Source organism: Cupriavidus sp. Met-2 (genome assembly GCF_049843575.1).
Lineage (GTDB): Bacteria > Pseudomonadota > Gammaproteobacteria > Burkholderiales > Burkholderiaceae > Cupriavidus > Cupriavidus metallidurans.
Map to the genome: position 1 here is coordinate 159,232 of NZ_JBBHZL010000010.1, position 21,955 is coordinate 181,186.

The following is a 21,955-nucleotide window of genomic DNA, read 5'->3' on the forward strand; positions in this document are numbered from 1 at the left end:
ACGCCATCGCGTAGCGGCCCTTGAGTCGCAGCGCGATCACGCTTGCCCGGCCGCGCCATGATCACGCTGCTGGTGAGCCTTGCCTGCGCCCGTCTCCGACGTAGACCCAGCGCAATCGGCAGCACCATCGGGATGCATCGACGCATCCTGGCGGCGCCGCCAAGTAACAAGGAATCCAAGGGATGATCAACCTGTTCGTCCTGCAGAAAGGCCGGCTTGCCCAGGAGCAGGTCGACGAGCGCAACGAGCTGCTGCAGCACAAGCCCATCTGGATCGACGTGGTAAGCCCCGACGACGAGGAACTCGCGTGGATCAAGGAAGCCTATGGCGTGGTCCTGCCCGAACTCGAGGACCTGGGCGACCTGGAAGCCTCGGCACGATATTTCGAGGGCGAGGACGAGAACATCCACATCCGCACGGACTTCCTGCTGGCCGAGGACGACGCCTCGCGCAACGTCCGCGTGGCCTTCGTGCTCACGCGCGACGTCCTGTTTTCCATCCACGATGAAGACCTGCCCGTGTTCCGGCTGGTGCGGCTGCGCGCCCGGATGCGTCCGGGATCGGTGCGCAACGCCAAGGACGTGCTGATGGACCTCTACGCGACTGACGCCGAGTATTCGGCCGATTCGATCGAGGAGATCTACGAACGCCTGGAGGAAGCCAGCCGCCGTGTGCTGGCCGAGAACGTGACCGATGCCGCCGCCGCCGACGTGCTGGAAACCATCGCGCGCGAGGAAGACTTGAACGGCCGCATCCGCCGCAACGTCATGGATACGCGCCGCGCGGTGTCGTTCCTGATGCGCAGCCAGTTGCTATCGGCCGAACAGCAGGACGAAGCGCGCCAGATCCTGCGCGATATCGACTCGATCGAGAACCACACCGCGTTCCTGTTCGACAAGATCAACTTCCTGATGGATGCCACGGTCGGTTTCATCAACATCAACCAGAACAAGATCATCAAGCTGTTCTCGGTGGTGTCGGTGGCGCTGATGCCGCCCACGCTGATCGCCAGCATCTACGGCATGAACTTCAAGGTGATGCCCGAGCTCGACTGGGCCGCCGGCTATCCGTGGGCGATTGCGCTGATGGCGGTGTCCGCGGCGATTCCGCTGGTGTATTTCCGCAGGAAGGGCTGGCTGAGCTGATAGCCTTCCTGGTCCCCTCTCCCACAAGCATGAGAGGGGGGAACCGCCCCTAGTCCGGCAACGTTGCCGCGCCCATCCGCCTGGCGATGATCGACGCCTTGACGCGGAAGTTCACGTGCACGTTGGCGCAGTACTGCTTCTTGTCGAAGCACTTGGGCGCCGGTAGCGCGGCCGCGAGCCGGGCGGCCTGCCCCACGCTGAGCTTCGAAGCCGAGGTATGGAAGTAGTGCTGCGCGGCAGCCTCGACGCCGAACACGCCTTCGCCCCACTCCACCGAATTCAGGTAAATCTCGAAGATCCGCTGCTTGTCGAGCCAGAGCTCCAGCATCCACGTGATCGCCAGTTCCTGGCCCTTGCGCAGGTAGTTCTGCTCCGAAGACAGGAACAGGTTCTTGGCCAGTTGCTGCGTGATGGTGGAACCGCCGCGCACGATGCGTCCACGCTGCTTGTTGCGTTCCCAGGCATCGAGCATCGCATCAAGTTCGTAGCCGGGATGATTGACGAAGTCGGCATCCTCGCTGGCGATCACGGCGCGCTTGATGTTGCGCGAGATTTCGTCGTAGCGCACCCATTGCCGCTGCACCGGGCAGCTCCAGAAATTGAAGCCGCACAGCCGCCAGCGCTCGGCACGCATGAACGTGGTGGACGACGGATTGACGACCTGCCAGGCAGCGATCTGCAGGAAGAAATAGACCTGCATCGCCACCACGCCAACGATCAGGCAGCCGGCCAGATAGGCCAGCCAGCGCAACGGGTTCGCCCCGCCGGCGCTACTTGCCGACGATCGTGGTGACGATCTGGCGGATGCGCGGGCCACGCTGCGTCAACGCCGCCTTAGCGGGCGGCTTCGGCCTGCAGCGCCGCGCGCAGCTCGGCCAGCACGGGGGCGGTGCTGGGCCGCACGCCGCGCCAGTTGTAGAAGGCTTCGGCAGCCTGTTCGACCAGCATGCCAAGCCCATCCGCCGTGCGCGCGCCGCATTTGGCCGCATAGGCCAGGAACACCGTCGGCTGCGCGCCGTACATCATGTCGTACGCCAGCACGCCTTCGCCGAGCAGGTGCTCGGGCACGGGCGGCACTTCGCCTTGCAGGCTGCTGGACGACGCATTGATCACCACATCGCAGCGCTCGTCCTCGGACAGCGCATCGAGCGCGTCGAGGCCACCGGCCCACAGCTCCACGTTGTACTGGTCCGCCGCTTCCACGAATTCCTCGACCATGTCGCTGGCGCGCGAGGCGGTACGGTTGGCCACCACGATGCGCGCCGGGCGGCATTCGATCAGCGGCAGCATCGCGCCCATCGCGGCGCCACCGGCGCCAAGCACCAGAATGCGCTTGTCTTCGAGCAGCACATCAAGGTTGTCCTGAATGTCACGCACCAGGCCGATGCCGTCGGTGTTGTCGCCATGGATCAGTCCGTCCTCGATCCACATCGTGTTGACGGCGCCGGCAGCCTCGGCACGCGGCGTGAGGCGATCGGCCAGGTCATACGCTTCGAGCTTGAACGGCACGGTTACGTTGAAGCCATGGCCTCCGCCGGCCAGGAATTCGCGCATCGTATCTGCGAACGCATCGAGCGGGGCTTCGAGCCGGTCATACTGCACCGCCTCGCCGGTCTGGCGCGCGAAGGCGGCATGGATCGCCGGCGAGCGGCTGTGCGAAATCGGATTGCCCACCACCACGTAGCGGTCGACGCTATCGGCAGGTTCGGCGGTGTTGGGCTGGGAATTCTGGTCTGCGGTCATCAGCGGCCTTGCAGGCGGACATCGAGCCCGCTGCGGGTGAACTTGAAAGTGGAAACGACTTCGAGGATATCCTGCTTCGCCTGCATCTCCGCCGTGAACGCCCCGAACGGCGCGGCCGCACGCACAATGGCCACGGCCTGGCGGTCGAGCGCCGGGTCGCCGGAGCTCTTGGCCACGTCGATGGCCTCGACGTTGTAGCCGTCGCGGTTGTAGCCAAGCTTGCCCTGGCGATTCACGTTGATCACGAGGATCAGTTGCCCATAGATCGGCTTGCCATTGCGCTGCGGGAAATCGCTCGTGCCCCGCGTCTCGATCTTGCGGCGCAGGCGGTCGTAATACTGTGCGTAGTCAACGCCCTGTGCGCTGGTCGCGGTCAGCTGCATCCGCTTCGGGCGCTTGGCGTAGTGCTCGAGATTACGGCCGATCTCGGCTTCGAGCCGGGCCATTTCATCGTTTGACGTGCGGTCGTCCTGGCCGCGCGTGGGCTGGTCGGAGCGCTGCTCGCCTGGCTTGACCGGCTGGCTGCGCACAGCGGGCGCCGCCTCGCGCGATTGCGTCATCAGCCGGCGCTGCTCTTCCTCGAGTTGCTCGACGCGCCGCTGCGTCATCTTGATGAGGTCGCCCTCCTTCGATTCGGTCTGCGCGGGCAGCGGCGTGGTAGCGCGCTGGGCGTCATGCTCGCCGCCACCGTCGAGATTGGCCTGCGCCAGCACGGTCGGATTGCGCGGCTTCACAGCCGATTTCGAATTGACCAGCACGACGTCGAGCTGCGGGTCGGAACGCTTGATCTCGAACACCTCGGGCGCTGCAACCCGCACCATCAGCAACAGCGCGTGCACGGCCACGGAGATGGCCAGGGCCTTGGTCAGCGTGCTGCTGGATTGCCACCATTCGCGCGGATGGCGCGGGAGACGGGGAGCAGGAAGGACGGCGTTCACGATTGGGATGGGCGGACGGCGGCAGGAATCGATCGAAACGCCGGCCACCCCACTGTCGGGGGGCGGCCGGAACAGGTTTCGATTGTAAGGGAGTCGACCTGTTTACCGAAGACTCAACGAAGACTCAGGCAGCCGGATTGGCGCCAGTGTCGCGTGGCGCAGACGCCTCGTCGTCCTGATCGCCCTCGGAAGCCTCGGAATCGGCGTCCTCCGGCGCAGCATCGGCCCCTTCCGCCGCGCCTTCCACGGCGTCTTCAGCCGCTGCCTCGGCGGCGGCATCGGCGGCCGCTTCCGCGGAAGCCTCGTCCAGTTCCTCGTCGGCGTCGAGATCCTCATCGGGCATCGCGCCCTCGCCAGCAAAGACTTCCAGCACCCTGCACGACACCTCGAGCGAGATCTCGTCCGTCGTGGCGATCTCCAGCAGCACCTGCGTGCCACGCACCGCCTGCATCAACTCCGGCACACGGGTGACCAGCGGGATGTCGGTAAAGCGCACCGCGCCATCCTTGAGCACCGTGGCCATCATCCGGTCACGATTCTCCTGCTTGAGCCAGCGCAGGCACCAGTAACGCTCCATGGTCGACTGGTGGTCGGCGTAGGCCGCATAGGTCCCTTCGAAGTCGGCCACGGCCGCCAGCAGGTCGGCGTCCTTGGGCTTGAACGGCGCAACGAGCTTGGCGGTCACGCCATGCTGGGCCACGGCCATGATCTGCCATTGATTGACCAGGTCGACGTAGCGGCGCAGCGGCGACGTACTCCACGCATACTGCGCGACGCCCAGGCCCTCGTGCGGCGCGGGGTACGTCTGCATCCGCGTGCGGTGCATCCCCCACGCCTTCTGCGTGCGGTAGATACCCGGCACGCCGTGGTCCGCCAGCAACTTGCCCCACGTGCTGTTGGCCAGAATCATCAACTCGGCCACGATCTGGTCCAGCGGCGAGCCACGGCGGCGCTGCTCGATACGCACGCGCTCGCCGCCACCCTCGATCTGATCGATGTAGAAATTGAAATCGGCGCGGTTGTGCGCCTCCGGGCGCAGGCCGCTGGCAAGACGCGCGCGCTGACGCTCGTCGTGCAGGTGGTTGGCCAGCCGGTACAGCTCGGTCAGTTCATCGCGGAACGGATAGTCGCCCGTGCCCGCGGCCAGCGCGGCTTCCGTCACGATGTCGTCGAGCAGGTTGTGCCGCAGGTTCGCGGCAATCGGCACCTGCTCGGCGCGCGTCTCGCTGCCGACGATTGTCAGGCCATCCACGCCGTTCGGGTCGATCGTCACGTAAAGCGACAGCGCCGGGCAGGTGCGGCCTTCCTGCAGCGTGTAGCGGTCCACTACGCTGTCGGGCAGCATCGTGATCTTGTCGCCGGGGAAGTAGACCGTGGACAGTCGATGGCGCGCGATGGCGTCGAGCGGCTCGCTGCGGCGGATGCCGAGCCCCGGCGCAGCGATATGGATCCCCACGCGCAGCTTGCCGTCGCCCAGACGCGTCACGGACAGCGCATCGTCGATCTCGGTCGTCGTAACGTCGTCGATCGAGAACGCCTGCACATCGGCCACGGGCAGGTCGGCGGGCGGCTCCGGCACATCGACGTCCGGGAAACCGGTGCCCTTCGGGAAACAATCGGCCAGGAACTTGGCCTCGTGCAGCGCGCGCGGGCTTTCCACGCCGCCAACAGCCACCATCAGCCGCATCGGCGTCATGCCGAGCGCGGTGCAGGCGGCATCCATGGCCTTGTATTCGAGACTGTTCTTGTCAGGCTTGAACAGCAGTTGCAGCGCCTTGCCGCGGAACGCTTCGGGCAGAGTCAGCGCCTTGAGTTGCTCCTCGTACTCGCCCTGCACCAGCGCCTGCTGCTTCTTGCGCTCCACCGCGGCCAGCGCGGCCTTGAGCTGGTCTTCCGGCGCGCGCATGTAGCGGCCCCGTCCCTTGCGGCGGAAATAGATCGGATTGCCATGCAGCGCCATCGCCAGCGCGGCCTGCTGCACCGGGCCCGCGTCGGCGCCATAGTATTCGGCGGCCAGTTCGGCAAAGCCGAATTCCTCGGCCGGCGCGCATTCCCAGAGGAAGTCGAGATCGATCTCGGCGGTCATTTCGCCGGTCTGCCGCACCATCTCCATTGCCGACGGTTGGGCGAACTGCAGCAGCACATCCTTGGCCTTGACCTTGGTGCGCTTGCCCGCAGGCAACTCGACCTGGTAGGCCTCGCCCTGCTGGGCGAGCACGGTGCCGGCGCGGATTTCGCCGCCTTCTTCGAACAGCAACTGCATTGGATTGGACTTTCAGAAGTGCCGGGCAAGGCATGAGGAATGCCCGGACGGATACTCGACCGGGGATGATACCGCACCCCGCCACCGCGGCCGCCGTGGCCGCATCTGACGGGGTGCTTCAGGTCAATGCGATTTCGGAGCCAGATTACAGCGACATGCCGCCGCTGGCTTCGATCGTCGTGCCGTTGACGTAGCTGGCGTCGTCGCTGGCCAGGAACGTGTAGATCGCGGCGATCTCCGACGGCTCGGCCAGGCGGCGCATCCAGCAATGTTCCTTCATGCCGTCGAGCACCTTCTCCGGCACGGTCTGCAGGATCTCGGTATTGACAAAGCCCGGGCATACCGCGTTCACGCGCACGCCCTTCGGACCCAGTTCGCGCGCCCAGGTCTTGGTGAAGCCGATCACGCCGAACTTGGAAGCCGCGTAATTGGTCTGGCCGAAGTTGCCATACAGGCCAACCACGCTCGATGCGTTCAGGATCACGCCGCTGCCCTGCTCGGACATGATGCTGGCCACGGCCTGTGAGCAGTTGAACACGCCCTTCAGGTTGACGTCGATGACCGCATCGAACTGTGCCTCGGTCATCTTGGCGAGGCGCGCGTCCTTGGTGATGCCGGCGTTGTTGACGAGAACATCGATGCGACCGTGGCGGGCCAGCGTGGCTGCCACCATGGCATCGACCTCGTCGCGGCGCGTGACGTCGACCTTGTGCGCCTCGACCTGCGCGCCCTTGGCGGCCAGCCGCTCGGCGGCCTCGCGCACGCGGGCCTCCTGCACATCGCACATGATGAGCTTCGCGCCTTCGGCGGCGAAACGTTCGGCGGTGGCAAAACCGATGCCGGCGGCGGCGCCGGTGATGATCGCTACGCGTCCCTGCAATTTCATGATTCGGGTCTCTCTTCCTGCTTGGATGGTGTGTGATGTGTGTCGATACGGCGGGGCAGTCTGGTGCCGCCCGCGCCGGTGTTCTCAGGCGCTGCCCGTGTCAGCAGGTCCGGCAAGAAGACCTCCGTCACGAGCATGGCGCCGCCGCCACGCCGGAACACCGACCGCCGCGCGGGCAACATCGGCTCCGACGACAGCGCCGGCAATACCCGCTGCAGCGCCTGACGCAGCGGGTGGCACGGGGTCAGCCGTGCAAACTGGAATGGGTCGCGCCGCACGCGCGGATCGACGAACAGCGCGCCGCCGAGCGGCCGGTTGCCGAGCCCGCGCAAGAACGGCCAGTCGCGCCGCGCATACCGGGGGTCGACGATCGTGTGAGCGAATACGGCTGGCGTCTCGTCGCAGATCAGCAGCACTTCGCGCGTGATGGCCGGCAGCGGACGGATCAGGCCGAGCGCCCGCCATTCGTCGGCGAGCGGCAACTGCGGCGCCTGCGCCAGTCGCCGCACGCGGAAGGCGGCGGACGCCGACATCAGCCGAGCCGTCAGTGAGCCTTCACCAGTGATCCAGCGGCGCTGGTTCAGCGGAATCGACGCGTCATACGGCAGATGCGCGTGCCATGCCGCACGCAGCTTTTGCATCCCTGTTACGCCACTCATGCCACGGTCTTTCCGTTGGGGGTATAGCCACAGAAAGCCAGTACGTCGTCGACGTATTCCTCGAACTCGCTGATGCCGTGATCGCTGCCCTCGATGACCCGGATGCGCGCGCCCGGACAGGCCGCGATCATCTCGCGATAGTCGAGCACTTCGTCGCCGGTGGCGGCCAACAGGTAGTAGCGCTCGGGTCTGGTGATCGCGTCCACCCGCAGGTCCAGCAGTTCCTGCAGGTGCTTGCGTTCGACCACCACCGAGCCGCCGCCGTGATAAAGCGGCTGCTCGCCCAGATAGCGCTCCAGATCGGTCCACGGGTGAACCGCCGGATTCAGCAGCACGGCGCGGCAGCCGTGTTTTTCCGCCAGCCAGCGCGCGTAGAACCCGCCCAGCGACGAACCGATGATGGCGATGTCGGTTTCGCCGCCGGCACGCGCGCCACGGATCGCGGCTTCAGCCTGGGCAATCGCCAGCGAGGGCGAGACATTGAGCATCGGACAGGCGAAATACTTCTCCACGCCCCAGGCGCGCATCCGGTCCTGCACGACCCGCGACTTGAACGACTGCGGCGAGGAACGGAAACCGTGCAGGTACAGCAGCATGTGGATTCCCGGTCAGGACTTCGCGCCGAGCGCGTCGAGCAGTTTCTGATGTACCCCGCCGAAGCCGCCGTTGCTCATCACGAGCACCTGGTCGCCGGGCTGGGCGGCAGCGCGCACGGCTTCCACCAGCGTGCCGAGGTCCTGGAACGCCGCGGCCTTCTCGCCGAGGGGGGCCAGCGCTTCGGCCAGGTTCCACCCCAGCGCGTCCTTGCCAGAGGGCGCGCCATATCCGAACACAAGGTCAGCCTCGCGCAGGCTGGCCGGCAATTGGGCAGCCATCACGCCAAGCTTCATGGTGTTCGAACGCGGCTCCAATACGGCGAGGATGCGTGCGTCGCCCACCCGGCGGCGCAGCCCGTCGACCGTGGTCTGGATGGCCGTGGGATGGTGCGCGAAGTCGTCGTAGACCGTCACACCACCCGCCACGCCGCGTACTTCCATCCGGCGCTTGACGTTGGAGAAACGGCCAAGCGACTCGATCGCCTGCGCCGGCGGCACGCCCACGTGGCGCGCGGCGGCAATCGCGGCAATGGCGTTCAGGCGGTTGTGGGTACCCTGAAGGTCCCAGACCAGCGTGCCCTGCAGCGCCTCGCGGAACCAGATGTCGAAGGCATCCTTGCCCTCTGGCGCGGCGGTCTTCGGATCGGTCTCGCTCCAGTCGCCCACGCCGAACTGCTCCACCTCGCTCCAGCAGCCGCGCTCCAGCACGCGTGCCAGTGCGGGCTCCTGGCCGTTGACGACCAGCCGCCCCTCGCCCGGCACGGTACGCACCAGATGATGGAATTGGGTCTCGATCGCGGTCAGATCCGGGAAGATGTCGGCGTGATCGTACTCAAGGTTGTTGAGAATCGCCGTACGCGGACGGTAGTGGACGAACTTGCTGCGCTTGTCGAAGAACGCGGTGTCGTACTCGTCGGCCTCGATAACGAAGAAGTCCGATTCCGTCAGGCGCGCCGAAATGCCGAAGTTCTGCGGCACCCCGCCCACCAGAAAGCCGGGGTTGTAGCCGGCGTCTTCCAGAATCCACGCCAGCATCGACGTGGTCGTGGTCTTGCCATGCGTGCCAGCCACGGCCAGCGTCCACTTGCCATTGAGCACGTGCTCGCCGAGCCATTGCGGCCCCGAAACGTACGGCAGGTTGCGGTTCAGGATCGCTTCCATCAGCGGATTGCCGCGCGAGACCACATTGCCGATCACGAACAGGTCCGGCTTCAGCGAAAGCTGGTCGGGGTCGAACCCCTCGATCAGGTCGATGCCCTGGGCTTCGAGCTGGGTGCTCATGGGCGGATAGACATTGGCGTCGCAGCCAGTCACGCGGTGCCCCGCCTGGCGGGCCAGGACAGCCAGGCCGCCCATGAACGTACCGCAGATGCCAAGGATATGAATATGCATGGAAGCTCGGGAAAATGCGTGGGGCCGCGCCGGGCGCGATGCGTGGCGCGGCAACTGAACAAGGTCCCGATTGTACCGCGTGGGTCGAAGGCCCCGACTGCGTCCGCGCGGGTATCATCGCAGCATGTCCCGACGTATGCCTTCCGACCCCATCCGTCTGCGCGAGGAAATCGCCCAGGCCGCAGCCCGCATGATCGCCGAAGATGGCGCCGACTACGCCACGGCCAAACGCAAGGCCGCCCGCCAGATCCTGGGCGACGTGCGCGTGGCCGGCGAATGGCTGCCTGACAACGAGATGATCGAAGATGAGGTGCGCGCCTACCAGGCGCTGTTCCACGGCGACCACCAGCCGCGCATCCTGGCGCTGATGCGCCAGCTGGCGCTGCTGGCGATGGACGACCTGGCCGCATTTCGCCCCTATCTGGTGGGCGCGGTACTAAACGGCACGGCCACCGAGCACTCGGACGTCTATATACAGTGCTTCTGCGACAGCCCCAAGGATGTGGCGCTGCACCTGCTCAATGCCGGCGTGGATTTCGACACCAGCGAAAGCCGGCACTTTGCCGGCCGTGGGGATGTCGAAACGCTCAGCTTTCTGTGGCGCGGCCAGTGGCCGGCCACTCGCGAGGCCCGCACGCTCGCAGGAGAAGTTCGCGCCACATTGGGTGCCCCAGTCGGAATTCACCTTGCGCTGTATGATGCCGACGATGCACGCGGCGCGGTCAAGGCCGACGCTTCCGGGCGCGTGGCCCGCGCCGATGCCGACGCCGTACGCACGCTCATTGCCTCGACCGACGCCGGGGAATGAGCATCCGGCCCCGGTGTCAGCCCTGGCCTATCGCCTCAATCGCCCGTTATCTAATTAGAACTGTCCTCTTCGCCGCCCGAACATGACCGCATCTGCTCCCACCCGCCGTTCGCCCTTTGTCTTGTGGATCATCATCGCCATCGTCGCAGCGGCCGCCGGCGCGCTGGTGGCCCACTTCGCGCTGGCGCCGAAGGCCGTTTCGGATCAGGCAGTGGAAACGCTGTTCCATACCAAGATGCCGGACCCGGCTGGTGCGGAGGTCGATCTGTCGAAGTTCCGTGGCAAGACTCTGGTGGTCAATTTCTGGGCACCCTGGTGTGGCCCCTGCGTCGAGGAAATGCCCGAGCTGACCGCGCTGCACGGCGAATATGCCCCCCGCAACGTGGAATTCGTCGGCATCGGTATCGATTCGGCCAGCAATATCCAGGATTTCCTGAAGAAGGTGCCGGTGGCGTACCCGCTCACGGTGGCTGGCTTTGCCGGCACGGAACTGTCCCGGACCTTTGGCAACACCCAGGGCGGGTTGCCGTTCACGGTCGTCATCACGCCTGACGGCACTGTGAAGTACCGCAAGATGGGCCGCGTGCATGCCGACGAGCTCCGCGCGGTACTGCCTGGGGCTTGATCCCGCGCAAGGCCAAACCAACCGAATTTCATCGATCTGAAGCCGAACGTTCATCAATTGGCCTCGAACGTGCGGACAAACCCTCAGCCGACAGCGGTTTGCGACTCAAAAGGCACTCGACGGCTGTGATATGACCCCGGATCGACATTTCGCCTTGTATCCCACGCTAGACAAATCCCTCTAAGCTACGGTAATCTCCGCGCAATTTCGTTGATCTGGTCGAGCCGCCGTGTCTTCTACTCCTGCCGTCAGCCGCCCCGTCCGTTACCGCAAGGTGCTGGTTCTGCATGGTCCGAACCTCAATTTGCTCGGGACGCGCGAGCCGCAGACGTACGGACACACGACGCTGGACGATATCAACGAAGCGCTGGCCAAGCGCGCGGCCGAAGCGGGCATCGAGTTGGATACGTTCCAGTCGAATCACGAGGGAGCCCTCGTGGACCGCATTCAGGCAGCGCGTGGCGAGGGGGTGGACTTCATCATCATCAATCCGGCGGCCTATACCCATACGAGTGTGGCCATGCGCGATGCGCTCGCTGGCGTGGCCATTCCCTTCGTCGAGGTGCATCTGTCCAATGTGCATCGCCGCGAGCCGTTCCGTCATCACTCCTATTTCTCTGATCAGGCGATCGGGGTGATATGCGGCCTGGGCTGGCAGGGTTATCTGCTGGCGCTGGATTACGCGCTTGCACAGGAACAGACCGCATCATCTGGCTAACGCCGCAAAGATCAAGCCGCACCCGGGAGGCTGTTTCAGAATGAAGCGAAGCGGTTCTGGCCAGGCGCGGGGCCGCAGGCAGTAAGTACAGGTACCCGCAACGATGCCAGAATCATTCTGAAACCGCCTCAAGCAAGAACGAGATAACAAGGGGCTGCCGCCGTGCCTCTCGCGCATGGCAAGCCAATCAACGATTCACCGCCGCCGTCGCCTCCGAGCAGGAGCGTGACCGGACAACCCGATTCTGGAGGATAAGAAGATGGACCTGCGCAAGCTGAAGACGCTGATCGACCTGGTGGCCGAATCCGGCATTTCGGAACTCGAAGTGACCGAGGGCGAAGGCAAGGTACGTATCGTCAAGCAACCTCCGCAGGTCATGGCCGCTCCGATGGCCATGCCCCAGTACCAGCAACTGCCCGCCGCCCCGGCCGTGAACGTTGCCGGCGCGCCGGCCGCCGCCGCTGCGGAAGCACCGCAAGTCCCGGCTGGTCACGTGGTGACCTCGCCGATGGTCGGCACGTTCTACCGCGCGCCGTCGCCGGGCGCCGCGCCGTTCGTCAACGTGGGCGACACCGTCAAGGAAGGCCAGACCGTCTGCATCATCGAAGCCATGAAGCTGCTCAACGAGATCGAGTGCGACAAGGCCGGCGTGATCAAGGAAATCCTGGTCGAAAACGGTCAGGCCGTCGAATACGGCCAGCCGCTGTTCGTGATCGGCTGATTCCGGCCCGTCCGGCGCTGACGCGGCCTGGCCCGATGGCCCTGCCGCATGCGTCAGCCCGACGCGCCGAAAGCCGGTGCGCCGGGCCCGCCCCTGTTCTCGCAGAGAGAGACCATGTTTGATAAAATTCTGATCGCGAACCGCGGTGAAATCGCCCTTCGCATCCAGCGCGCCTGCCGCGAGCTGGGCATCAAGACCGTGGTGGTGTACTCGGAAGCCGACAAGGACGCCAAGTACGTCAAGCTGGCCGATGAAGCCGTCTGTATCGGCCCGGCCCCGTCGCCGCTGTCATACCTGAACATGCCGGCCATCATCTCGGCCGCCGAAGTGACCGACGCCCAGGCGATCCACCCGGGCTATGGCTTCCTGTCCGAGAACGCGGACTTCGCCGAGCGCGTGGAGAAATCCGGCTTCGTGTTCATCGGCCCGACCTCCGAAAACATCCGCCTGATGGGTGACAAGGTGTCGGCCAAGCAGGCCATGATCAAGTCCGGCGTGCCGTGCGTGCCCGGCTCCGATGGCGCACTGCCCGACGACCCGAAGGAAATCCTGGCAACGGCCCGTCGCGTGGGCTACCCCGTGATCATCAAGGCCGCTGGCGGCGGCGGTGGCCGCGGCATGCGCGTGGTGCACACCGAAGCCGCCCTGCTCAACGCCGTCAACATGACGCGCGAGGAAGCCGGCCGCGCCTTCGGCAATCCCGAGGTCTACATGGAGAAGTTCCTCGAGAACCCGCGCCATGTGGAAATCCAGATCCTGGCCGACCAGCATCGGCAGGCCATCTGGCTGGGCGAACGCGACTGCTCGATGCAGCGCCGCCACCAGAAGGTGATCGAGGAAGCGCCGGCACCGCACATTCCGCGCCGCCTGATCGAGCGCATCGGCGACCGTTGCGCCGAGGCCTGCAAGAAGATCGGCTACCGTGGCGCCGGCACGTTCGAGTTCCTGTACGAGAACAACGAGTTCTACTTCATCGAGATGAACACGCGTGTGCAGGTCGAGCACCCGGTCACCGAGATGATCACGGGCATCGACATCGTGCAGGAGCAGATCCGCATCGCCTTCGGCGAGAAGCTGCGCCTCCGCCAGAAGGACGTGGAACTGCGCGGCCACGCGATCGAGTGCCGGATCAACGCCGAGGACCCGTTCAAGTTCACGCCGTCGCCGGGCCGCATCACCGCCTGGCACATGCCCGGTGGCCCCGGCGTGCGCGTAGACTCCCATGCGTACGACGGCTACTTCGTGCCGCCCAACTACGATTCGATGATCGGCAAGATCATCACGTATGGCGCGACGCGTGACCAGGCCATCGCCCGCATGCGCATCGCGCTGTCGGAAATGGTGGTGGACGGCATCCTGACCAACGTGCCGCTGCACCGCGACCTGATGCTCGACGCCAACTTCGTGGAAGGCGGCACCAGCATTCACTATCTCGAACACCGTCTGGCCCAAAAGGCCAACGTCCAGGGCGAAAAGGCCTGAAACGTGGCCAATCGGCCGGCAAAGCAGTAACAGAGGAATCCCGTGGCTTTCCAGGAATGTGTGATCGAAATTGCGCAGGAGCAGGCGGAAGCCTGGTCCGACGCATTGTTCGACCTCGGCGCGCTGTCGGTATCGGTGGAAGATGCCGATGCCGATACGCCCGACGAACAGCCGCTCTTCGGAGAGCCCGGGCTGGAGCCGACGCGGCTCGCGTGGAACCGTTCGCGCGTGGTGGCGCTCTTCGATGAAGAGACCGATCCCGCGCTCGTGGTGACCGCGGCCGCTAACGCGCTCAAGGTCGACCCGGTGCCGCCGTACGCACTGCGCGGCGTGGAAGACCAGGACTGGGTGCGTCTGACCCAGTCGCAATTCGAACCGATCCGCATCGGTGAAAAGATCTGGGTGGTGCCTTCGTGGCACGACGCGCCGGACCCCGACGCCGTGATTCTGGAGCTCGACCCGGGCCTGGCATTCGGCACCGGCAGCCATCCGACCACGCGCCTGTGCATGCAGTGGCTGGAAGCCAACGTGCGTGCCGGCGAAACCGTGCTCGACTATGGCTGTGGCTCGGGCATCCTGGCCATTGTCGCGAAGAAGCTCGGCGCCGGTGACACCGTTGGGATCGACATCGACCCCAACGCAGTGGATGCGTCGCGCTACAACGCTGAACGCAACCGCGTGGAGGCCAGCTTCGCGCTGCCGGAGTCGGTCTCCGAGGCCACCTACGACCTCGTGGTGGCCAACATCTTGTCGAATCCGCTCAAGCTGATGGCGGCGATGCTCAGCGCGCGTGTGCGGCCGGGCGGCCGCCTGATCCTGTCTGGCGTGCTCGAACGGCAGGCCGAGGAAGTGGCCGCCGCCTACGCGCCCTGGATCCCCATGTCGGTCTGGCGCAGCGAGGAAGGCTGGGTGTGCCTGCACGGCACGCGCCCCGCCGCGCCCGCCGACCGTTCCTGATTTTCCATCATGGCCGCCGCCAAGCTCGTCACGCGCTGCCCGGCCTGCCGCACCGCGTTCCGGCTTGTGGCGGACCAGTTGCGGCTGCGCCAGGGGCTGGTCCGCTGCGGCCAGTGCGACACTGTCTTCGACGCCCGCGAGCACCTGATCGAGGTGCCAGCGGCGTCTGCGCCGGCTGGTGCGTCCACATCCTCCCCCGCTTCCACGCCCACGCCGGCACCTGCGGCTGCGGCACCGTCGGTCACGCTGGCTGCGGCGCTCGCTCACGCGGAGCAGACCCAGGCCGTCGCCCAGGCGCGCGAGGACGAAGCGCCGTTCGACCCGGGCTTCGACCCAGGCTACGACGTGCCCGCGCTCGACTCGCCCACGACGATGATGTCGGAGCCCGAGCGGGAAGAAGCAGTCGAGGTAAAAGCGGAGGCGGTGGCAGAACCGGAAACTAGCGCCGATCGACAAGTGGCTGATACGGCCACGGAAGAGGCCCCCGCGGAGGCCGTCGAGGCCAACGAACCGGAAGCGGCCGACGAAACGCGCGAAAGCGCCGCGCCCGCCGCTGCCGAAGCTGGCGACGAGGCGAAAGACACTGAAGCCGCCACACAAACGCCACCGGTCGAAGCGAGTCAGGAAACACTGCCTGACGCCGACTCCACCGACGTCGACACGCCACCGCAAGTAGCATCGGAGCCGTGGCCTGCCCTGGACCATGGCGTGTTCGATGACGATGCATTGCCGCGTCACTCATCGCTCGACCCGGCCGCAGCGTTCGCGCCGAAGACGCCGGGCGAAATGCCACCAGCCGGTGCCTACAGCGCCAAGGCGATGTGGCCAACGCCCCCCCAGCGCGAGGCACAGACGGCCGCGACCAGTAGCGAGCACAGCACAGACAGCGATAGCGCCGACGACGCCGCGCAGCCGGAAGCCCACCCGCACCCGCACACCGAACCGGTACGCAGTGCAAGCGAGTATCTGCGCGCGGCAGACCCGACTGACGCCGAAACGGAAGCCTGGACAAGGGACGCCGCCGACAGCAACGCTCATGGACCAACATCGCGGGACGGCACGATCGATGCCGTAGCCCGCGAGACGACCACGCGTCACTGGCAGCGCGACGATTCCGGACCGGTAACCGGCCCCGGCTTCGCCCCCGATTTCCTTCGCCACACCCGCGAACGCGAGCAGGCGAGTGCTACCACCACCAAACGCAAGCTGCCGGGTAGCCGACGTCTCTGGACCCGCGTGGCGGTCGTCGTGCTCGGCCTCGGCGTGCTCATCCAGGGCGCCTACCTTGGACGCAGCCAGCTCGCGGGAAACATTCCGGTACTGCGCCCGGTGCTGGAAGCCGCGTGTGAGCCATTCGGCTGCAGCGTCCCGCCGTGGCGCGATCTCGAGGCGCTGCGCATCGACACGTCGCAACTGCAAAAGCAGGACGAGTCCGACGACGTTTATCTGCTCGCGGTCACCATGCGCAACCAGGGCCGCGCCACCACGGCACTGCCCGCCATCGAACTCGTGATGACGGACCTGCAGGACCAGTTGCTGCTGCGGCGCGTGCTGCTGCCGGCTGACTACCTGCAGCCGGACCAGCGCGCTTTTGCCACCACGGGCCTGCGCGCAGGCAGCGAACTGCCGGTTCGGGTACGATTCCGGACGCAGCAGGCGGCAGCGAACTACCGCGTGCTGATCTTCTACCCCTGAGTTCCAACGCCCCCCTGCCATGCCGTCGATGCGCGCATCGGACCGGCTGGCCGTATTCCATTCCAGACAGGAGAGACCATGAGCAATGTGACCCTCGGCGGTAACGCCATTGAAGTTGGCGGCAAGTTTCCTCATAGCGGCGACAAGGCGCCCGCATTCTCGCTCGTCGGCAAGGATCTGAAGGATGTCTCGCTGGCCGACTTCGCAGGCAAGCGCAAGGTGCTGAACATCGTGCCGAGCCTCGATACGCCCGTGTGCCAGGCATCTGCCCGCAAGTTCAACGAGGCCGCCGGCAACCTGAACAACACCGTCGTGCTGACGATCTCGGCCGACCTGCCGTTCGCGATGGGCCGCTTCTGCACCACCGAAGGCCTGGCCAACGTGGTGACGCTGTCGACGATGCGTGGCGCCGAGTTCAAGAACGCCTACGGCGTGGACATCAAGACCGGCCCGCTGGCCGGCGTGTGCGCTCGCGCCGTGGTCGTGGTGGACGAGAACGACACGGTCAAGTACAGCGAACTGGTGTCCGAAATCAAGCAGGAACCGAACTACGACGCCGCACTCGCCGCATTGAAGTAATTTGTTTGATTCGGCACAGTAGTTCAACATTCCGCCCGTCATGCACGGGCGGAATTCATTAACGTATCTGTTACAGCCCTTGCCAGGGCCCTTGGAGAGAGAATGTCCAGCCTGATCTGCGGCTCCGTCGCATACGACACCATCATGACGTTCGACGGACGTTTCCGCGAACACATCCTGCCGGACCAGATCCACATGCTGAACGTCTCGTTCCTGGTGCCGGGTATGCGCCGCGAGTTTGGCGGCTGCGCGGGCAATATCGCCTACACGCTCAAAATGCTGGGCGGCGACCCGATCGTGATGGCCACGGTGGGCCAGGACGCCGAACCGTATCTGCAGTACCTGCGCAACCTCGAGATCCGCACCGACCATATCCGCGTGCTGCCCGAGACATTCACCGCGCAGGCGATGATCACGACCGATCTGGACAACAACCAGATCACGGCCTTCCACCCTGGCGCCATGGGTCAGTCGCAACTGAACCGGGTGCAGGACGCGCTGGCCACGGGCAACCGCCCGGCAGTCGGCATCGTCGCGCCGGACAGCCGTGAAGGCATGCTTCACCATGCCCAGCAGTTCGCCGCCGAGGGCATCCCCTTCATCTTCGACCTGGGTCAGGCCATGCCGCTGTTCAACGGCGAGGACCTGCGGCAGTTCATTGAACTTGCCAGCTACGTGACGGTCAATGACTACGAAGCGCAGGTCCTGCTGTCACGCACCGCATGGACCAGCGCAGAGGTAGCCGCCAAGGTCCGCGCGTTCATCGTGACGCACGGCGAGCGCGGCGCCAGCGTCTTTGCCGACGGCAAGCAGTACGCCATTCCCGCCGTGCCCGCCGAACGTGTGGTCGACCCCACCGGATGCGGCGATGCGTTCAGGGGTGGCCTGCTCCACGGCATCGAGAACGGGATGGATTGGGAAACCACCGGCCGCCTCGCTTCGCTGATGGGCTCTCTCAAGATCGCCCAGCAGGGTCCCCAGAACCACTGGATGTCCTGCGACGAAATCGGCAGCCGCTTCCAGTCCGTCTTTGGTTACCGTTACGCTTGATCTGGTGCCGGGTGCGTCACCCCCGGCACAGCAACGCAACGCGGAATCTTTCACGGGAAGAAGTCATGAACAAGATCCTACGTATCGGCGGCGTCGCCGTGTTGGCAGCGGCGACGCTGCTTGCCGGGTGTTCCACCCAGTCAAACTCCAATAGCGTCTACACGGGTGGCCAGGCCCAGCGCGAGCAGACCGTGCGCTTCGGCGTGGTGGAAGGCGTGCGTGACGTCATGATCCAGGGCGAGGCCACGGGCGCCGGCACGCTTGCCGGTGGCGCGCTCGGTGGTGTTGCCGCCGGCAGCACGATCGGCGGCGGCAATGGCGCCATCGCAGCAGGCCTGCTCGGCGCAATCCTGGGCGGCATGGCCGGTAGCGCCGCCGAGAACAAGATCGCGCAGCGTCGCGGCCTGGAGATCACCGTACGCCTGGAGAATGGCGAGATGCGCGCCATCACGCAGGATGCGGACGAGATCTTCCGCCCTGGCGACCGTGTGCGGCTGCTCTCCTCGGGCGGCGTGACGCGCGTTACGCACTAAGTCACGCGCTGGTCGACCCGACCCCAGCAATCGAACGCCGCGTGCCGTCAGGCCGCGGCGTTTTGCTTTTGCGCGAGCCCCTGACCTGGCTACTCCTGATCGTCATCCAGACCGACTGGCGCCGCTCTCGCACGTCCACCCAGAAATAAAAAACCCGCCGGGCACGGATGCCATCGGCGGGTTGGCAAGACTGCCGTCTTGCGGACCGGATACGCCGTATCCGGTCAGTGCGGCACGCGATGCGTGCCCTGGCGATTCCCGGTTGTGATCGCTCGCACGAGTGCGAGGCGATTACGGACGGTTGCCCGTCGGGAACGGCCAGGCTGCAGCCGGGTTCAGCGCGGTCTTGGCTGCGGCCGCGGGGGCAACAGCAGGAGCAGCGGCAGGCTTCGCAGCAGCCTTCTTGGCAGCAGGCTTCTTCGCAGCAGCCTTCTTGGCAGCAGGCTTCTTGGCAGCCGGCTTCTTTGCAGCAGCCTTCTTGGCGGCTACCTTCTTGGCTGCGGCCTTCTTGGCCGGTGCTGCCTTCTTGGCGACGACCTTCTTGGCGGCCGGCTTCTTGGCAGCAACCTTCTTCACTGCAGCCTTCTTGGCCGGTGCTGCCTTCTTGGCGGCTACCTTCTTGGTTGCGACCTTCTTGGCAGCAACCTTCTTCACTGCAGCCTTCTTGGCCGGTGCTGCCTTCTTGGCGGCTACCTTCTTGGTCGCTACCTTCTTGGTCGCTACCTTCTTGGCGGCTACCTTCTTGGTTGCGACCTTCTTGGCAGCAGCCTTCTTGGCGGCCGGAGCAGCCTTCTTGGCGGCGACCTTCTTCACAGCAGCCTTCTTGGCGGCCGGCTTGGCGGCCTTCTTAGCCGCCGGCTTTTTCTTTGCAGCAGTTGCCATGGATAACTCCTTCACTAACGTGAAATATCGAATGACCTAAATTGGCGACCCGACCGACCCGAGGCGTGTTTTGCACGTGCCCCAATCGAGCGAGCGATTCATCGGCGCACGACGCAACATCGACCGCACGCTAATGAATTCGGTGGCAGGGAGACAGCCGCGTCCGGCGCGAACTTGCGCGCTCATGGCGGTGTGCCCGCGGCGGCCAGGCATCCGCGAGCGAGCTGCAAACCCAGCGCTCAAGCGGATTCCCGGGCTAAGCCGCGCCCTGGAAAATTCGATCTGCCCGCACCGCCCGTCATGTCGGCGCGCAGCCTGGAAAGAGGAGATATCGGTCAGCAGGTCCACAGTGCGGGCATGGCCTCGCGCACTGCGGACGGCAATCATTCGGGGGTAACTCGCCCATACCGTCACTGGGCAACTGGAGACCGCACGCGTTTTAAAAAGCCATTTCGGCTCAGTCTGCGTCAAAGTTCTGGTGCTCCTCGGCTACCCGCCATCACTGCATCGAAGCTTCGCTTCATCGTTCCTTCTCGCTCGCGTTCTTGCTTGCCTTCGTGCGCGCTACTCGGTCGATGCAATGAAGTGAGACTCTTGTCAAGGCGAATCATAATTCGTTTGTTCGATGATGTTAAGAAAAAAGTGCAAAAAAACTTGCGCGCAATTACGAATCGATCTACTCGGCGCGCACGTCTCGATGACGACACCATCGACACACATGTTGATCTCGACTTTCACACACGCTCCAGAGTTCCTTCATCGGGTCTTCGCACGATGAGTCGATGCGCGGCGGATCGTGTCGATGACGCGTGATCGCACACCCGCGAAGGCATCGCACATACCTGCTCAGACACGCTTGCGATGCCGTGTGAAGTGCGGTGGCGCGTTCACGCCCGCAAGCCGGAAAGCCGCATGAGCATTGGCTTTCCGGTCCTCCATCGATGTCGTTCCATGCACTGCGGATACTTGTGCGACAGCGTTCCGCGCAGCGCTGCCGCGTCGCGTTCCCGCGAGTGGCAACGCATGCGAACACGCTCCGACTTGCGCCACCGTCGAACCATGCGCGCGCGATGCCCAGCATCGGCGTGCAAGCTTCAGAGAGTTGCGCGTGAGCGACGAAAGAGTGATGCGTCAAAGCAACGGTTTGTGTCGTCGTTGCGAAGTCGCACGCTCGATTTCGATGCTGTCGAAGTTCCTCGCCACGTCGAAACGCTCCGTGCGCGTCGCCACATCGCGACTGGCGATGTGGTTCGTGATGGTTGGAGGAGGCACGACGCAAACGCATCAGTCGTGCAACCGAGCACGATGTTCGCCACGTCGACCCGCTGCGTCGTCAGACAATGCAGCTGCATTCGAGCGATGCGCCGCATCCGGGTTCCTACTGAGACGAATGCGATGCAGGCGTGGCCAATTTCCGAAGCACTGTGGCGACATCGCTGCAGCTGGACGATGGCTAGAGGAAAATCTCGGAACCGCCGCTCATGCTGGCGTTGTTGCACGACAGAATCCGCGCCAGGCCGCGCCGGGCGGGCGATTGCAGCAAGCGCTACATTGCGCGCCGGTGCGTACGCAAACGGATGTTGGAGATTGCGGCGCGCGGCATCCGACAGTAGATTGGCGTCGCGCCCGCCGTTACCCGATCGAGCGAACCAACTTTGCAACACCGAACATTGAACTCTGAACTGGAGACCACCACCATGCGCATGACCGCCCCTCGTACCCTGCTGCGTGCCGCCGTGTTCGCCGCTGCTTTTGCTGCCAGCGCAGCGGCAATGGCGCAAGCCACGCCGACCGGCACCTGGCAGACGATTGACGACGCCACCGGCAAGCCGCGTGGCGTGATCGAGATCAGCGAGAAGGACGGCGTCTACAGCGGCAAGCTCACGAAGAGTCTCGTGCCGCATGAAGGCCCGCCCACGGTGTGCGACAAGTGCACCGACTCGCGCAAGGATCAGCCGATCATCGGCATGACGCTGCTGACCGGTCTGCGCAAGACGGCCGACAACGAGTGGACCGGCGGCGAGATTCTGGATCCCGAAAGCGGCAAGCTGTACAAGTGCAAGATGTCGCTGGCCGAAGACGGCAAGAAGCTCAACGTGCGCGGCTTCATCGGCATTAGTCTGATCGGCCGGACCCAGACCTGGGTGCGCGCGCAGTAAGCGGCGATTCGTCAGCAATTCACTGCCTCACTGACGCCTGCGCGAACGGTGAGGCGGCTCCCCTGAGCACGCTTCGCACACATCACCTGGTGTACAGGCATGTGACAGCTTCCTTCGGTAAGAT

21 protein-coding genes are annotated in these 21,955 nt (G+C 65.1%); 12 read left to right on the forward strand and 9 right to left on the reverse strand.

The genetic code is table 11. From position 1 onward, the window contains the following. The first annotated feature begins 182 nt into the window (after nt 1-182). The gene (gene corA / locus WD006_RS20985; RefSeq protein ID WP_008645609.1) at nt 183-1,145 is read left to right on the forward strand and encodes a magnesium/cobalt transporter CorA; all 963 of its coding nucleotides are present in this window, start codon (nt 183-185) and stop codon (nt 1,143-1,145) included. Between the two features lie 49 nt (nt 1,146-1,194). On the opposite strand, the gene mtgA is transcribed toward corA, so the two are convergent. The 8 genes from mtgA to mpl all read right to left on the reverse strand — a co-directional run bounded on the left by mtgA (nt 1,195) and on the right by mpl (nt 9,622). Then, a complete protein-coding gene (gene mtgA / locus WD006_RS20990; RefSeq protein WP_011517555.1) occupies nt 1,195-1,896 on the reverse strand; it encodes a monofunctional biosynthetic peptidoglycan transglycosylase in 702 nt (233 codons plus the stop codon). An 83-nt stretch (nt 1,897-1,979) separates the two neighbouring features. Next, a complete protein-coding gene (aroE, locus tag WD006_RS20995) occupies nt 1,980-2,888 on the reverse strand; it encodes a shikimate dehydrogenase (RefSeq protein WP_011517556.1) in 909 nt (302 codons plus the stop codon). After that, nucleotides 2,888-3,826: an energy transducer TonB family protein gene (locus tag WD006_RS21000; protein ID WP_029307164.1), complete on the reverse strand. Its 939-nt coding sequence runs from the start codon at nt 3,824-3,826 to the stop codon at nt 2,888-2,890. Before WD006_RS21000 ends, aroE begins: the two co-directional genes overlap by 1 nt. A gap of 124 nt (nt 3,827-3,950) precedes the next feature. Then, the gene (locus tag WD006_RS21005; protein ID WP_011517558.1) at nt 3,951-6,089 is read right to left on the reverse strand and encodes a ribonuclease catalytic domain-containing protein; all 2,139 of its coding nucleotides are present in this window, start codon (nt 6,087-6,089) and stop codon (nt 3,951-3,953) included. 145 nt (nt 6,090-6,234) lie between these two features. Further along, entirely contained in the window at nt 6,235-6,975 is a 741-nt protein-coding gene (gene fabG / locus WD006_RS21010) for a 3-oxoacyl-ACP reductase FabG (RefSeq protein WP_008645603.1), read from the reverse strand. Then, entirely contained in the window at nt 6,972-7,616 is a 645-nt protein-coding gene (locus tag WD006_RS21015) for a chorismate--pyruvate lyase family protein (protein ID WP_029307163.1), read from the reverse strand. Before WD006_RS21015 ends, fabG begins: the two co-directional genes overlap by 4 nt. A gap of 14 nt (nt 7,617-7,630) precedes the next feature. Further along, a complete protein-coding gene (locus tag WD006_RS21020; RefSeq protein ID WP_011517560.1) occupies nt 7,631-8,230 on the reverse strand; it encodes a YqiA/YcfP family alpha/beta fold hydrolase in 600 nt (199 codons plus the stop codon). Between the two features lie 12 nt (nt 8,231-8,242). After that, nucleotides 8,243-9,622, reverse strand: coding sequence for a UDP-N-acetylmuramate:L-alanyl-gamma-D-glutamyl-meso-diaminopimelate ligase (gene mpl, locus WD006_RS21025; protein WP_029307162.1), 1,380 nt, complete (start codon nt 9,620-9,622; stop codon nt 8,243-8,245). Between the two features lie 124 nt (nt 9,623-9,746). On the opposite strand from mpl, the gene WD006_RS21030 reads away from it, so the two are divergent. The 10 genes from WD006_RS21030 to WD006_RS21075 all read left to right on the forward strand — a co-directional run bounded on the left by WD006_RS21030 (nt 9,747) and on the right by WD006_RS21075 (nt 18,790). Next, a complete protein-coding gene (locus tag WD006_RS21030) occupies nt 9,747-10,430 on the forward strand; it encodes a hypothetical protein (protein ID WP_011517562.1) in 684 nt (227 codons plus the stop codon). An 82-nt stretch (nt 10,431-10,512) separates the two neighbouring features. After that, complete coding sequence (locus tag WD006_RS21035; RefSeq protein ID WP_008645582.1) at nt 10,513-11,055, forward strand: TlpA family protein disulfide reductase; 543 nt, start codon at nt 10,513-10,515, stop codon at nt 11,053-11,055. A 229-nt stretch (nt 11,056-11,284) separates the two neighbouring features. Next, complete coding sequence (aroQ, locus tag WD006_RS21040) at nt 11,285-11,773, forward strand: type II 3-dehydroquinate dehydratase (protein WP_011517563.1); 489 nt, start codon at nt 11,285-11,287, stop codon at nt 11,771-11,773. 259 nt (nt 11,774-12,032) lie between these two features. Further along, a complete protein-coding gene (gene accB, locus WD006_RS21045; RefSeq protein ID WP_011517564.1) occupies nt 12,033-12,494 on the forward strand; it encodes an acetyl-CoA carboxylase biotin carboxyl carrier protein in 462 nt (153 codons plus the stop codon). A gap of 114 nt (nt 12,495-12,608) precedes the next feature. Further along, nucleotides 12,609-13,976, forward strand: a complete 1,368-nt coding sequence (gene accC, locus WD006_RS21050) for an acetyl-CoA carboxylase biotin carboxylase subunit (RefSeq protein WP_008645579.1) — start codon at nt 12,609-12,611, stop codon at nt 13,974-13,976. Between the two features lie 42 nt (nt 13,977-14,018). After that, nucleotides 14,019-14,933: a 50S ribosomal protein L11 methyltransferase gene (gene prmA, locus WD006_RS21055; protein ID WP_011517566.1), complete on the forward strand. Its 915-nt coding sequence runs from the start codon at nt 14,019-14,021 to the stop codon at nt 14,931-14,933. Nucleotides 14,934-14,942: 9 nt separating this feature from the next. Beyond that, nucleotides 14,943-16,628 (forward strand): DUF3426 domain-containing protein, encoded by a 1,686-nt coding sequence (locus WD006_RS21060; protein WP_011517567.1) that lies wholly within the window; start codon nt 14,943-14,945, stop codon nt 16,626-16,628. Between the two features lie 78 nt (nt 16,629-16,706). Then, on the forward strand, nt 16,707-17,207 hold the full coding sequence (tpx, locus tag WD006_RS21065) for a thiol peroxidase (RefSeq protein ID WP_011517568.1): 501 nt from the start codon (nt 16,707-16,709) through the stop codon (nt 17,205-17,207). A 102-nt stretch (nt 17,208-17,309) separates the two neighbouring features. After that, nucleotides 17,310-18,257: a carbohydrate kinase family protein gene (locus WD006_RS21070; protein WP_011517569.1), complete on the forward strand. Its 948-nt coding sequence runs from the start codon at nt 17,310-17,312 to the stop codon at nt 18,255-18,257. Nucleotides 18,258-18,322: 65 nt separating this feature from the next. Then, the gene (locus WD006_RS21075) at nt 18,323-18,790 is read left to right on the forward strand and encodes a membrane protein (protein ID WP_011517570.1); all 468 of its coding nucleotides are present in this window, start codon (nt 18,323-18,325) and stop codon (nt 18,788-18,790) included. A gap of 291 nt (nt 18,791-19,081) precedes the next feature. Here the strand turns inward: WD006_RS21075 and WD006_RS21080 are convergent, their stop codons facing one another. Continuing rightward, on the reverse strand, nt 19,082-19,672 hold the full coding sequence (locus WD006_RS21080) for a histone H1-like DNA-binding protein (protein WP_425648274.1): 591 nt from the start codon (nt 19,670-19,672) through the stop codon (nt 19,082-19,084). Between the two features lie 1,697 nt (nt 19,673-21,369). On the opposite strand from WD006_RS21080, the gene WD006_RS21085 reads away from it, so the two are divergent. Further along, nucleotides 21,370-21,831 carry a DUF2147 domain-containing protein gene (locus WD006_RS21085; protein WP_008645905.1) on the forward strand — a complete coding sequence of 154 codons (462 nt, stop codon included), beginning with the start codon at nt 21,370-21,372 and terminating at the stop codon, nt 21,829-21,831. Nucleotides 21,832-21,955: the final 124 nt, after the last annotated feature.